Genomic DNA, 13,509 nt, shown 5'->3' on the forward strand with positions numbered 1-13,509 from the left:
GGACGGGAGGGAGTGGAGACCGTGACCGAGGGGGCCGGCCTGCGGGCCGGGGAGCTGCCGGACGACCTGACCGCCGCCGAGGCCGGTATGCGGCAGGCCTTCCGCAACGGCACCGTCTACGACCTGACCAGCGGGGACGGAGCGGTCGACGATCCGCACGGCGGGCATCCGTGGGGCCCGGAGCGGACCGTGCGGGCCCGCGTCGTGTGCTGGCTGCTGCTGGACGGGCCGCCGGCGTTCGCCGGGCGGGTCTCCGCGCTGAAGCTGGCCGGTGTGCTGATCAGCGGCACCGTGGAGCTGGCGGGCGGCACAGTGGTGCCCTACGTCGAGCTGCGCGGCTGCCGGTTCGAGCGGGAGGTCCTGCTGCCAGAGGCCCGGTTCTCCACCGTGCGGCTGGTGGACTGCTCGGTGCCGCGGCTGGAGGCGGCCCGGATCCATACCGAGGGCGATCTGCATCTGCCGCGCTGCCGGTTCCACCGGGGCGTGCGGCTGACCGACGCGCACATCGGCACCGACCTGCTGCTCAACCAGGCGGTGGCGCACCGGGACCGCAGCGGGCGGGCCATAGCGGCGGACGGTCTGACCGTCGGCCAGGACCTGCAGGCGGAGATGCTGGAGTCGCACGGCGAGCTGAGTCTGCGCAGCGCCGCGGTCGGCGTCTCGCTGAGTTTGCGCGGCGCGCGGCTGCACAATCCACGCGCGCGGCTCGCGCTGAACGCCCCGCAGCTCACCGTCGGGCGCACCCTGTATCTGACCCCGGCGGGCGTCGGCAACCCGCTGCTGCGGGGCACCACCCCGGCGCAGGGCACGCGGATCCAGCGGTTCGAGTGCCGGGGCGGGGTGCGGCTGGACGACGGCCGGTTCGGCGACGCGCTCGACCTGGAGCGGGCCCGGTTCGTCCTCGGCGAGGAGCAGGAGCTGTCGCTGCGCCGGGTGCAGACACCCGAGCTGCGCTTTCTCGGCGAGCGGCCGGAGCGGGGCCGGGTGGTGCTGTCCGGGGCGAAGGTGGTCAACCTGATGGACCGGGCGGACAGCTGGCCCGGCCCGGGGCGGCTGCACATGGGCGGCTTCGCCTACGAAAACCTGGTGCCGCGCGGGCCGTTCCCGCTGACCGAGCGGCTGCGCTGGGTGACCGCCGCCACCGCCGAGTACAACCCGGAGCCGTATGAGCGGCTCGCCGCCGTGCTGCGGGCCGGCGGGGAGGACGAGGACGCCCGTGAGGTGCTGCTCGCCAAGCAGCGCCGGCGCCGGGAGAGCCTGCCGGTCGCCGCCAAGCTGTGGGGCTATGCGCAGGACTGGACGGTCGCGTACGGCTACCGGCCGGGCCGGGCCGCGGTGTGGATGGCGGTGCTGTGGGCGGCCGGGTCGGTCGCCTTCGGACAGGCCGAGCCGGTGCCGCTGAAGAGCGACGAGCATCCGGCCTGGAACCCCGCGCTGTTCGCCCTGGATCTGCTGCTGCCGGTGATCGAGCTGGGCCAGGTCGGCCACTGGCAGCTGCGCGGCGCCTGGCAGTGGCTGGCTGCGACGCTGATCCTGCTGGGCTGGGTCCTGGCGACGACGGTGGCGGCGGGGGCGACGCGGCTGCTGCGGCGCGGGTGAGTACGACAACCGGGCGGCCGTGGCGGGGCGGGGCGGGGCAGCACGGCCACGCCCGCCCCGGCCGTCCGTCCGTCGCCGTCCCCGGCCCGCCGTCCGCCGCCCGCGGTCCCGCCCGGTCCGCCCGCGCCGCAACGCCGGGCACGGGGCCCGGGAGGCACTAGCCGCGAGCCCCACGCACCACCACGCACCACCACCCGGCAGAACATCCCCCGTCCACCGTCCCCGCCCATCGCCCCGGTTCCACCTGCGCCATAGCCCCGGACACAGGGCCCGAAGGCATCAGCCGCGAACCTCACGCCCCCACGCACCACCACCCGGCAGCACATCCCCGTCCACCGTCCGCGCTCAGCCGTCCGCCGTCGCCGTCCGCTCTCCCCGTCCGCAGTCCCAGTCCCGGTCGGCCTGCTCGCGCCGCAGCGCCGGGCACGGCGCCCGGGGCGCGAGTGCAGGGCGCGCCGCAACGACGTACCGGTGCCGGGAGGACGTCTGCCGTCCGCCTTCCCCGCGCCCGACCCCGGTCCGCAGCGGTCCGTGGTCCGTGGTCCCTGGTCCGTCGTCCGTCGTCCGTCGTCCGTCGTCCGTCGTCCGTCGTCCGTCGCAGGACCGTACTCTGTTGGGCGGCGCCGGTCGTGCCCGCATCGCGCCCGACGGGTGCCTGCACTCCCCGGGTAGCCGTCATCCGCCCAGGGCCCGCCTCCGCCCCGGTCCGGCACCACCAGGGACCCGCCTCCGCCAGTGACTGCGCATCAGCCGGTCGCTCATCCGTCCACGATCCAGCCCCGCCGGGGGCCGGGACCAGTCCGGGACCTCCGAGGGGCGGCACCGCCCGGGCGGATGGCGCAAGTGGAGTGTCCTTCACCTTTTACCGTGGCTTTGCCGAGGCGCGTACAACTTTCCGGAGGTTCCGTGCGCGCCCTGGCGCGGCCGCAACCTGCGGACTTTCAATGGTCGACACCATGGCTCGGCTGCGCGCGTTCCTCCGTACGGCCCGGGTGCGCGGGGCGGCTGCGCGCCCGGGCACCGGGTCCTGCGCACGCGACGAGGTGCTGCTCGACGCGCCCGACGACCGGCTCGGCCCGGCGCTGGTCGGGGCGGCCGACGGCGCCTACGGACCGGCGTCCGCACTGCTCGCGGGCACCCGCGAGCGCGCCGAGTGGGACCGCCGCGACCGCTACGCGGCCTGGCTGGCGGCGTTCGCACGCTCACGCAGCGAGTGGCTGAAGGCCTGGCTCACCGCTGCCCCGTGCGACCCGGACGCGCTGCTGGTCGCCGCCGGGCTGGCGGTGGACCTGCGCTGGGACTCGCCGGCCCGCGCCGAACTGCTGGGCCAGGCGGATCCGGCGGTGCGTGCGGCGGCCGAGGGCGGCGGGCACGACCCGGTGCCGTGGCGGATCGCGCTGGACTCGGCGCGCGGCAGACGGGCCGGGCACACCGAGTTCGCGGAACTGTGGGCCGAGGCGGTGCGCCGCGCCCCGCACCACTACGGCTGCCATGTCGCCGCGCTGAAGTACCTGGCCACCGCCTCGCCGGGCGCCCACCGCGAGTGCCTCGACTTCGCCGAGACGGCCGCGCGGGACGCGCCGGAGGGCGCCCAGGTCCGGGCGCTGCCGTTGCGGGCGGCGTTCGCGTGCCTGACCGCGGGCGGTCCGGCTGCGATCGCCCGTCGGCGGCTGGATGCGGCGGCCGACCTGGCGGTGACGCTGTCGGCCGGGTATCCGGAGGCCGACCCGTGGCCGGCCGAGCTGCGCAATCTGCTGGCCTACGTCCTGGTGCGCCTGGAGCGGTGGCCGGAGGCGCTGGAGCAGTTGCGGCTGACCGGTCCGTACGTCACCTCCTTCCCCTGGGACCGGGGGGTGGAGGACCCGCTCGCGCGGTTCCTCCAGGTGCGCGAGGGAGTGCGGGCGGCGGCCGCCCACGGGACCCCGCCGAGGGGCCTCGGCCTACCGGCACGTGGGCACGGTGGTCGCGTCCGCTCCGGCGACCATTAGGCTTCTCCGTCGTGACCACCGTCCGCCTCCCGCTCTTCCCCCTGAACTCAGTGCTGTTCCCGGGGCTGGTGCTCCCGCTCAACGTCTTCGAGGAGCGCTATCGCGCCATGATGCGCGAGTTGCTGAAAACGCCCGAGGACGAGCCGCGCCGGTTCGCCGTAGTGGCGATCCGCGACGGCCACGAGGTGGCGCCCAGCGCCCCCGGGATGCCCGACCCGACCGCGGTGCCCGAGCGCGGCCCGGCCGCCGGGTTCGGCCCCGATCCCCTCCGCGCGTTCCACAAGGTCGGCTGCATCGCGGACGCGGCGACCGTCCGGGAGCGGTCCGACGGCACCTTCGAGGTGCTGGCGACGGGGACGACGCGGGTGCGGCTGCTGTCGGTGGACGCCTCCGGACCGTTCCTCACCGCCGAGCTCGAGCCGCTGCCGGAGGAACCCGGCGACGAGGCGGGTGCGCTGGCCGAGGGCGTGCTGCGGGCCTTCCGGCAGTACCAGAAGCGGCTGGCCGGGGCGCGGGAGCGGTCGCTGTCGACCGGCACGGACCTCCCGGACGAGCCGGGCGTGGTCTCGTATCTGGTGGCCGCCGCGATGGTGCTGGACACGCCGACCAAGCAGCGTCTGCTGCAGGCCCCGGACACCGCCTCGCGCCTGCGCGACGAGCTGAGACTGCTGCGCAGCGAGACGGCCGTGATCCGTACGCTTCCGTCGTTGCCGGCGTCCGACCTGACGCGCGGCCCGACCAGTCTGAACTGACCCGAGCCCGGGACCGGGCGGAACGAGGAACAGGGCCCCGATGGCGAAGAAGGCGAAGAAGCAGCAGCCGGGCGGGACCCCGGCGACCGTCGCGCTCGCGGCGGCCGGGGTGACGTACACCGTGCACACCTACGACCACGACCCCGCCCACCCCTCCTACGGCGAGGAGGCGGCCGAGGCGATGGGGGTGTCGCCGGAGCGGGTGTTCAAGACCCTGGTCGCGGACGTCGACGGGACGCCGACCGTGGCGGTGGTGCCGGTCGCGGGCCAGCTGGACCTGAAGGCGCTGGCGGCGGCGGTCGGCGGCAAGCGCGCCGTGATGGCCGATCCCGCGCTCGCCGAACGCACCACGGGCTACGTCCGCGGCGGGATCTCCCCGCTCGGCCAGCGCAGACGGCTGCGGACCGTGCTGGACGACTCCGCACCGGCGCATCACACGATCTGCGTCTCGGCGGGCCGCCGGGGCCTGGAGGTGGAACTGTCGCCGGACGACCTCGCCGAGCTCACGGGCGCGGTGCTCGCCCCGATCGGCCGCGCCTGACCCCTCGACGGGCGCCCCTTCCTCGGTTAAGCAGAAGGGGCATGTCGAAGCGAACACGCAAACGCCGGTGGCGGATCAGAAAGGGACGCGCGAACCACGGACGGCGCCCGGCGTAGGACCGTCGGGCGGACGGGGCCCGGCCCGGGCCCGACGCTGTCCCGGCGCTATACGGACGTCCCCCCGTACGGGCCCTGCTGGTGCGGGGGGTACGGCTGGTACGGGTCCGGGTCCCGCGGTCCGAACAGCCCGGTGAGCCCCAGGTGGACGACGAGTGCGGCCACCGGCCACGCCAGCAGTGCACCCTTGGTGCCGAGCTTCAGCGGCGCCGAGAACGTCACGCCCTCGCCCACCTCGCGGGCGTGGGCGATCACATCCTGCGCGGGACCGAGCCAGACCCCGACCCGCCAGGCCAGCAGGGACCCGAGCAGCGCCCCGGCGCACACCCCCACCACCAGCGGCACTCCGCCGCGCCGCCGCGCCGCGAAGACGGCCAGCGCGGTCAGCGCCCCGAAGCCCAGCGCGAGCAGTGTGAACGTTCCGTCCACGCCGACCGACTGCTCGCCCTCGGAGTCCTTGAGATAGACCACCCAGCTGTCGTCGACCACGTCACCGACCAGCGGCACCCGCGGGGCCAGCCACCACCACAGCACCCCGAGCAGCACTCCCGAGAGCGCCACCGCCACCATGGTCACGGCGGCTTCGCGCACTTCGGTCTTCATCCCGGGACCGTCCTGTTCTCCGAGCCGGTCGTCCCCTGCACCCGTCGCATGGGCACCGACCGGCGGCGGCACCGGACGGCCTCGGTACGACGCGTGCGCCGAGGAGTTCTCGTGGGGCGGGGGAGGCGGAGTCAGCGGTGCGGTCACCCTGCCATCGTGCCAGGCCCGCCGAAGGGGCGCGTCACCGGACGGCGGCCCGGCGGTACGCCCAGGTGGCCACGGCCAGCGAGACCACGCCGACCGCCCCGCACACCGCGAGGTCGCCGAGGACCAGCGCCCAGTCGGGCCCCGGTTCGAAGGTGCGCGCCAGTGCCTCCACGCCGTAGGTGGACGGCAGCAGGTCGCGCGCGAACCGCACCGCCTCCGGCATCCGCTCGGCCGGCAGCACCCCGAGCAGCAGCGCCGCGGACATGCCGAGCTGGCCGAGGAGCGTGGCCAGCTCCGGGCGGGGTGCGAGCAGGCCGAGAGCCGCACCCAGGCCGGCCAGCGCGGCACCGGCCAGCGGGATCACCGCGGCCAGCACCCACAGGTGCGTGAGCGGCAGCCCGAACAGCACACAGCCGAACACGGCGGTCACCACCGTGCCGGGAACGGTGAAGGACGCGTAGGCGCCCGCCGCGCCCAGCACCACCGCGGCCGGCGGCACCGGCAGGGTGGCGTAGTGGTCGAGGCCGCCGCTGGCCCGCAGCTGGCCGAAGTACTGGGCGAGCAGGTTCAGCGCGACGAACGCCACGACGAGCACCGACGAGCCGGCGACCACGGCCTGCGCCTCCCCGCCGCCGTCCACCACCCCGCGCATCAGAATCATGATCCCGATCGACTGGAACGTGGCCACGAACAGCAGCGGGATCCGTGCGACCCGCGCCCGGGACAGCTGCGCCCGGTAGACGGCCACCAGGGACGGCCACACCCGGGCGCGCGGCCCCAGCTCGGCGGCGCCGACGGCGCTCTTCTCGGCGTCCAGGACACCGCCCGGCAGGACATCGGCGGATACGGCACTCACGTCGCGCTGCTCCTCTTCGCTGCGGCGGTCGCCCTGGGGTTACGTACGGACACGGAGGACGGTTCTCTCACGACGCGCGGGGCGCTCGTGGCGCGGTCCGTCGCGGGGTGCGGCCCGCCGCCGCCCGCGATGCGCGGCTTCCGCGGCATACGCGGGAACACCCGAGGACGGGCCGCTCCCGCCGTACGCGACGGCAGCACCGTGGGCGGCTCCTCCAGTGGGTACGGCGCTCCCGTCGTGCGTGGGATCACCGCCATGCGCGGGATCACCGCCGTGCGTGAGGATCCCGCCGTGCGTGAGGATCCCGCCGTGGCGGATTGTCTCCTGGTGCGTGTCGTCAAGCCCTCACCAGCCCCTGCCGTGCGGCGCCGCCCAGGGCCAGGTACACGTCCTCCAGGCTGGGCGTGGCCAGCGTGAAGTCGTCCAGGGCGGCGAAGGCTGCTCCGCCGGTGACGGTGGCGACGACCGCGCGGGCCTCCTCGGGCGCGAGCCGCAGCGTCCAGCGGCGGCCCGACTCGACGATGCGGTCGCGCAGCGCGGCGACCTCGGGGACGTGCACCGGGGCGGACTCCCGCCACACCAGGTCGACGCGGATCTCGCCGGCCACCCGTTCCTTGAGCCCGGTCGGGGTGTCGCAGGCGATCACCCGGCCGCGGTCCAGGACGGCGACCCGGTCGAGCACGGTCTCGGCCTCGATGACGTTGTGGGTGACCAGCAGCACGGTGGTGCGGCGCTCGGCCCGCCGCCGGTCGACGGCGGCCCACACCGCGCGCCGGGCGACCGGGTCCATGCCGGTGGTCGGCTCGTCGAGGACGAGCAGCGGGCGCTCCCCCACCAGCGCGGCGGCGACGCAGGCGAGCCGCCGCTGCCCGCCGGAGAGCTTCTTCAGCGGCCGGCCGGCGATCGGCGTCAGACCGAGCTCGTCCAGGACGGTGTCCCGCTCGGCTCGGGCCTCCCGGGCGTCCAGGCCGCGCAGCCGTCCGGTGGTCTCGGCGGCGAGGGACACGGTCAGCTCGTCCAGGGCGGTGGACTCCTGGCCGAGATAGGCGAGGATGCGGGAGGCGCGCTCGGGGTGGCGCACGATGTCGTGGCCGAGGATCTCCACACTGCCGGCATCGGGCCGCATCAGCCCGGTCAGCTGGCGCACCAGGGTGGACTTGCCGGCGCCGTTGGGTCCGAGCAGCCCGAAGATCTCGCCACGCCGAACGCTCAGCGTCACCTCGTCGGTGGCCCGGACCGCGGGCGCCGGGGGTGTGCCGCGCCGGCCGCGCACCGCCGGGTAGGTCTTGGTCAGTCCGCGCACGACGCACACGGTCTCGTCACCGGGACGAAACGTCTGTGCCGCGCGCGTACTCACAAGGGACGAGAGTACGGGGTCCGCCGTACGGCGCTGCCCTCGGGTCGGCCCATATGCGCCGATTCGACGGGCGGTCCTCACTCGTGCCCGGAGCCGGGTGCTGGACCCGTGGAACCGGGTGCGGAGCCCGCGGAGCCCTGTTCGGCGGCCGTGCCCACGCCGATCTCGCGCCAGAAGCCCGCGCGGATGGCGTACCGGTCGTGCTCGTCGATCTGGTCGTCCTTGTGCGCCAGCAGGCCGAAGCGGGCGGCGTAGCGCAGCAGCTCCCCGTCGATGCGGTGCGGGACCCGCGGATACATCCCGGAAAGTTTCTGCAGCTGGCCCTGGTCGCCGAGGCGCGCCACCCAGCGGCGGGCGAAGACCTGCCCCACCTCGTACGGGTCGCCGCCGACGGTGGTGATGTCCTCCTCGCGGTCGGCCCACCGCTGCTCGGCGGTGGTCAGCTGGGCCAGCGTCGGCATGGAGGCGGCCTCGGCGGGCTCGGCGGCGGGACGGTCCACCCAGCCCTTGTCGGAGGACCAGCGCAGGGTGGCGGTCGGCGGTTGGGCGGGCTGGCTGCCGGGGCCGCGCAGGGCGGCCAGATCCTTGGGGGTGGGGACCCCTTTGGCAGCCGGGCCGCGGTCCTCGGCGCCGTTGCGGGCAGCGGCGGGCGCAGGCGGGTGCGGCTGCTCCTGGGCGGTCCGCTCGGCCGCGCCGGCGAGTGCGGACTCGGGCAGCGGTGCGGAGAGGATCGCGGCGATCTCCGGCCGGGGGACGGGCGGGGGTGCACAGGGGCCGGCCAGTTCCTTGGCGCGGACGGCCTTGGTGATCCAGGTACGGTCCAGCACCCGCCGCTCGTCGGCCTCGGCGACCAGGTCCTCGGACTGGTTGTAGTCGCCGTCGGCGGCCTGAACGGCCCACAGATGGACGGCGACGCCGTGCTCCTTGGCCGCCATCATGCCGGGCAGCAGATCGCCGTCGCCGGTGACCAGCACGATGTCGGAGCAGGCGCGGTTGCGGGCCAGCTCGGTCAGTTCGGCGTGCATGGCGGCGTCCACGCCCTTCTGCGCCCAGCGGCCGTCGCTGCGGGTGAGGGCGCCCAGCCGGACGGTGACCCGGGGCATCACACGCAGCCGGCGGTGCTCCGGCTGCGGGACGCGGTCGGGTGCGCCGTCGAACCAGTAGATGCGCAGCAGGGGCCGCTGGGTGTCCGACTCGGCGCGTTCCCGCAACCCCTGGATGAGGGCGGCGTGGTCGACGTGAATGCGGGACCGCGAGGGCTCGCCGGCGAGGAGACTGGCGGCGGCCCCCAGCAGATACCCGGCGTCCACCAGGACGATGCAGCGGTCCACGCGATCCACCCTCTTTCCGGGAGGTTTGCTTCAGGCTTCCTTCGAGTCTGCCCGACCGCGCGGGGGTTAACGGTCGGAACTCGATCTTCGGCGTGGCGTGTGTGGTCCGGACGGCCCGAGAGAACCCCGTCACGGACGGTAATTGTCCGACATGCGTTCTTTGTTCGCCTATGTGAATCTGGTCCCGGCCCTGGCCCCTAGATCCCCCACAGGAGGCAGATCACCATGGCCAAGAACAAGAACCGTGAACGTAAGCAGCCCCAGGCCCAGCGTGCCTCGCAGGCGGCCCGCCCCTCGTCGATGGAGCAGGACGAGCAGCAGGCCCAGACCACGCTGATGCCCGGCGACGCCGCCCCGCGCGGCAAGCGCCAGAAGCGCTTCGGTCACAACTGACGGCCTGACGGGGGCCGTCACGGCCGGACAGCCCCGGACACGGACAGGCCGAGGGGCGCGCCCGATCCCGGGCGCGCCCCTCTCGCGTGCTCGTGCGCTCGTGGGGCCCGCCCCCGTGCGCTGCGCGTCAGCCGGCCAGGCAGGACGGGCCGAGCAGCACCTTCAGATCACCGAAGAGGGCCGGATCGGGCTTCACCCGGTGCCGGTCCAGGCGCAGCACGGTCGTCCTGGTCGGGCCCTGGAGCCGGATCCGGACCTCGCTGTCGCCCTTGTGGTGGGTGAGGATCTCGCCGAGGCGGCTGACCATGGGCGGGGTGACCCTGGTCGCCGAGATGGTGAGCACCACCGGCGCGTTGGTCCCGGCGTTGGACAGGTCGGGGACCATCAACTCCATCGCGACCAGCCGGGGCACGTCCTCGCGCTTGTCCAGCCGGCCCTTGACGAACACCACGGCGTCCTCGACGAGTTGCGTCGACACCAGTTGGTACGTCGCCGGGAAGAACATGCACTCGATGGAGCCGGCGAGGTCCTCGACCGTGGCGATGGCCCAGGCGTTGCCCTGCTTGGTCATCTTCCGCTGCAGGCCGGAGATGATGCCGCCGATGGTGACCACCGCGCCGTCGCCGAAGTCGCCGCCGGTGAGCTGCGAGATACCGGCGTCGGCCTTGTCGGCCAGGACGTGCTCCAGCCCGAACAGCGGGTGGTCGGAGACGTACAGGCCGAGCATCTCCCGCTCCTGGGCGAGGAGATAGGTCTTGTCCCACTCCTCGTCGGAGAACTGCACGTCCAGGCCGAAGCCCGGCTCACCGCCGCCGTCGTCGCCGCCGCCCATGCCGCCGAAGAGGTCGAACTGGCCCTCGGCCTCCTTGCGCTTGACCGCGACCACGTTGTCGATCATCGGTTCGTACTGGGCGGTCAGGCCCTTGCGGGTGTGGCCCATCTCGTCGAAGGCGCCGGCCTTGATCAGCGATTCGGTGGTGCGCTTGTTGCAGACCACCGCCTCCACCTTGTCCAGGTAGTCGGGGAAGGAGGCGTACTTCCCCTTGGCCTTGCGGCCCCGGATGATCGCCTCCACCACGTTGGTGCCCACGTTGCGCACGGCGGAGAGGCCGAAGAGGATCACGTCGTCGCCCTGCGCGGCGAAGTTCGACATCGACTCGTTGACGTTCGGCGGGAGCACCTTGATGCCCATGCGGCGGCACTCGTTGAGATAGACGGCCGACTTGTCCTTGTCGTCCTTGACCGAGGTGAGCAGGGCGGCCATGTACTCGGCGGGGTGGTTGGCCTTCAGGTACGCGGTCCAGTACGAGACCAGTCCGTACGCCGCGGAGTGCGCCTTGTTGAACGCGTAGCCGGCGAACGGGACCAGCACGTCCCACAGTGCCTGGATCGCCTCGTCGCTGTAGCCGTTCTTCCGGGCGCCGCCCTGGAAGATGACGAAGTTCTTCTCGAGCTCCTCGGGCTTCTTCTTGCCCATCACGCGGCGGAGGATGTCGGCCTCGCCGAGCGAGTACCCGGCGATGATCTGGGCGGCCTTCTGCACCTGCTCCTGATAGACGATCAGGCCGTAGGTGACGTCCAGGACCTCTGTGAGGGGCTCCTCCAGCTCCTTGTGGATCGGGGTGATCTCCTGCTGGCCGTTCTTGCGCAGGGCGTAGTTGATGTGCGAGTTCATGCCCATCGGGCCCGGGCGGTAGAGGGCCGAGACGGCGGAGATGTCCTCGAAGTTGTCGGGCTTCATCATGCGCAGCAGGGAGCGCATGGGGCCGCCGTCGAACTGGAAGACGCCCAGGGTGTCGCCGCGCTGGAGCAGCTCGAAGGTCTTGGGGTCGTCCAGCGGGAGGCTGAGGAGATCGATGTCGATCCCCTTGTTGGACTTCACCATCTTGACGGCGTCGTCCATGATCGTGAGGTTGCGCAGGCCCAGGAAGTCCATCTTGAGCAGGCCGAGCGACTCGCAGCTCGGGTAGTCCCACTGGGTGATGGTGACGTTGTCCGTGTGCCTGACCCACACCGGGACGTGCTCGGTGATGGTCTCGCTGGACATGATCACGCCGGCGGCGTGCACGCCCATCTGCCGGACCAGGCCCTCGACGCCCTTGGCGGTGTCGATGACCTTCTTCACGTCCGGCTCGCTCTCGTACATCGACCGGACCTCGCCCGCCTCCGAGTACCGGGGGTGCTCGGGGTTGGTGATGCCGTCGAGGTTGATGCCCTTGCCGAGGACGTCGGCGGGCATCGCCTTGGTGATGCGGTCGCCCATCGCGTACGGGTAGCCCAGCACGCGCGCGGAGTCCTTGATCGCGTTCTTGGCCTTGATGGTTCCGTAGGTGCCGATCATGGCGACCTTGTCGGCGCCGTACTTCTCGGTGACGTAGCGGATCACCTCGACGCGCCGGCGCTCGTCGAAGTCGATGTCGACATCGGGCATGGAGACGCGCTCGGGGTTGAGGAACCGCTCGAAGATCAGGCCGTGCGGGATGGGGTCGAGGTCGGTGATGCCCAGGGCGTACGCCACGATCGAGCCGGCCGCCGAGCCACGGCCGGGGCCGACCGCGATGCCGTTCTTCTTGGCCCACATGATGAAGTCGGCGACCACGAGGAAGTAGCCCGGGAACCCCATCTGGATGATGACGTCCATCTCGTACTCGGCCTGCCTGCGGCGGTCCTCGGGGACACTGCCCGAGAAGCGGCGCTCCATGCCGCGGCGGACCTCCTCCTGGAACCAGGTGACCTCGGTGTAGCCGTCGGGGATGTCGAACTTCGGCATGAGGTCGCGCTTCTCGAACATGCCGGTGGTGTCGACCATCTCGGCCACCAGCCGGGTGTTGGCGCAGCCCTCCTGCCAGGCGTCCGAGGAGTCGATGGCGTACATCTCGTCCGTGGACTTCAGGTAGTAGCCGGTGCCGTCGAACTTGAAGCGGTCGGGGTCGGAGAGGTTCTTGCCGGTCTGGATGCACAGCAGGGCGTCGTGGGCGGTCGCCTCGTGCGCGTAGGTGTAGTGCGAGTCGTTGGTGACCAGCGGGGGGATGCCGAGCTTGCGGCCGATCTCGAGCAGTCCGTCGCGGACGCGGTGCTCGATGTCGATGCCGTGGTCCATCAGCTCCAGGAAGTAGCGGTCCTTGCCGAAGATGTCCTGGTAGTCGGCGGCTGCCTGCAGGGCCTCGTCGAAGTGGCCGAGGCGCAGCCGGGTCTGTACCTCGCCGGAGGGGCAGCCGGTGGAGGCGACGATGCCCTCGGACCACTGCGCGATGGTCTCCTTGTCCATCCGGGGCCACTTCTGCAGCCAGCCCTCGGCATAGGCGTCCGAGGAGAGCCGGAAGAGGTTGTGCAGGCCGGTCCGGTTCACCGCCCACATCGTCTTGTGCGTGTAGCCACCGGAGCCGGAGACGTCGTCCCGCTTCTGGTGCGGCTGGCCCCACTGGATCTTGCGCTTGTTGCGCCGGGACTCGGGGGCGACGTAGGCCTCGATGCCGATGATCGGGGTGACGCCGGCCTTCTGCGCGGAGTGGAAGAAGTCGTACGCCCCGTGGAGGTTGCCGTGGTCGGACATGGCGATGTGCGTCATGCCCATCTCGTTGCAGGCGTCGAACATGTCCTTCAGCCGCGCGGCACCGTCCAGCAGCGAGTACTGGGTGTGGACGTGCAGGTGCGTGAACGGCGGTTTCGACACGTTCGGCCTCCTGGGGAAACTGTGGGCGACGGGTAGTGGTCAGTCCGGGGGGACGGCCTCGAAGTCTATGCCTCGGCACTGACACTCCGGGGGCTTGTCCGCGTACCTTCCCGGGAGGGTCGCGGGCACTTTCCGCGCACCGTCGAACGTTGG

General features: G+C 72.8%; 10 protein-coding genes. 5 read left to right on the plus strand and 5 right to left on the minus strand.

Going from position 1 to position 13,509, the window contains the following annotated elements:
* Window positions 1-21: 21 nt before the first annotated feature.
* The 4 genes from V5O46_RS00615 (at window position 22) to ybaK (ending at window position 4,880) form a co-directional block, all read left to right on the plus strand.
* Entirely contained in the window at window positions 22-1,599 is a 1,578-nt protein-coding gene (locus tag V5O46_RS00615) for an oxidoreductase (protein ID WP_332882348.1), read from the plus strand.
* Window positions 1,600-2,543: 944 nt separating this feature from the next.
* Window positions 2,544-3,587 (plus strand): hypothetical protein, encoded by a 1,044-nt coding sequence (locus V5O46_RS00620; RefSeq protein ID WP_332882349.1) that lies wholly within the window; start codon window positions 2,544-2,546, stop codon window positions 3,585-3,587.
* A gap of 11 nt (window positions 3,588-3,598) precedes the next feature.
* Window positions 3,599-4,339: an LON peptidase substrate-binding domain-containing protein gene (locus V5O46_RS00625; protein ID WP_332882350.1), complete on the plus strand. Its 741-nt coding sequence runs from the start codon at window positions 3,599-3,601 to the stop codon at window positions 4,337-4,339.
* A gap of 40 nt (window positions 4,340-4,379) precedes the next feature.
* Entirely contained in the window at window positions 4,380-4,880 is a 501-nt protein-coding gene (ybaK, locus tag V5O46_RS00630) for a Cys-tRNA(Pro) deacylase (protein ID WP_332882351.1), read from the plus strand.
* A 164-nt stretch (window positions 4,881-5,044) separates the two neighbouring features.
* Here ybaK and V5O46_RS00635 read toward each other — a convergent pair whose 3' ends face one another.
* The 4 genes from V5O46_RS00635 to V5O46_RS00650 all read right to left on the minus strand — a co-directional run bounded on the left by V5O46_RS00635 (window position 5,045) and on the right by V5O46_RS00650 (window position 9,290).
* Window positions 5,045-5,746 carry an AAA family ATPase gene (locus V5O46_RS00635; RefSeq protein ID WP_332882352.1) on the minus strand — a complete coding sequence of 234 codons (702 nt, stop codon included), beginning with the start codon at window positions 5,744-5,746 and terminating at the stop codon, window positions 5,045-5,047.
* Between the two features lie 34 nt (window positions 5,747-5,780).
* Window positions 5,781-6,602, minus strand: a complete 822-nt coding sequence (locus V5O46_RS00640; RefSeq protein WP_332882353.1) for an ABC transporter permease — start codon at window positions 6,600-6,602, stop codon at window positions 5,781-5,783.
* 337 nt (window positions 6,603-6,939) lie between these two features.
* Window positions 6,940-7,914, minus strand: coding sequence for an ABC transporter ATP-binding protein (locus V5O46_RS00645; protein ID WP_332882733.1), 975 nt, complete (start codon window positions 7,912-7,914; stop codon window positions 6,940-6,942).
* Between the two features lie 122 nt (window positions 7,915-8,036).
* On the minus strand, window positions 8,037-9,290 hold the full coding sequence (locus V5O46_RS00650) for an NYN domain-containing protein (protein ID WP_332882354.1): 1,254 nt from the start codon (window positions 9,288-9,290) through the stop codon (window positions 8,037-8,039).
* A 225-nt stretch (window positions 9,291-9,515) separates the two neighbouring features.
* On the opposite strand from V5O46_RS00650, the gene V5O46_RS00655 reads away from it, so the two are divergent.
* Window positions 9,516-9,683 carry a hypothetical protein gene (locus V5O46_RS00655; RefSeq protein WP_332882355.1) on the plus strand — a complete coding sequence of 56 codons (168 nt, stop codon included), beginning with the start codon at window positions 9,516-9,518 and terminating at the stop codon, window positions 9,681-9,683.
* 127 nt (window positions 9,684-9,810) lie between these two features.
* On the opposite strand, the gene dnaE is transcribed toward V5O46_RS00655, so the two are convergent.
* Window positions 9,811-13,356: a DNA polymerase III subunit alpha gene (gene dnaE, locus V5O46_RS00660; RefSeq protein ID WP_332882356.1), complete on the minus strand. Its 3,546-nt coding sequence runs from the start codon at window positions 13,354-13,356 to the stop codon at window positions 9,811-9,813.
* Between the last annotated feature and the right edge of the window lie 153 nt (window positions 13,357-13,509).

This window comes from Streptomyces poriticola (assembly GCF_036689765.1).
Taxonomy (GTDB): domain Bacteria; phylum Actinomycetota; class Actinomycetes; order Streptomycetales; family Streptomycetaceae; genus Streptomyces; species Streptomyces poriticola.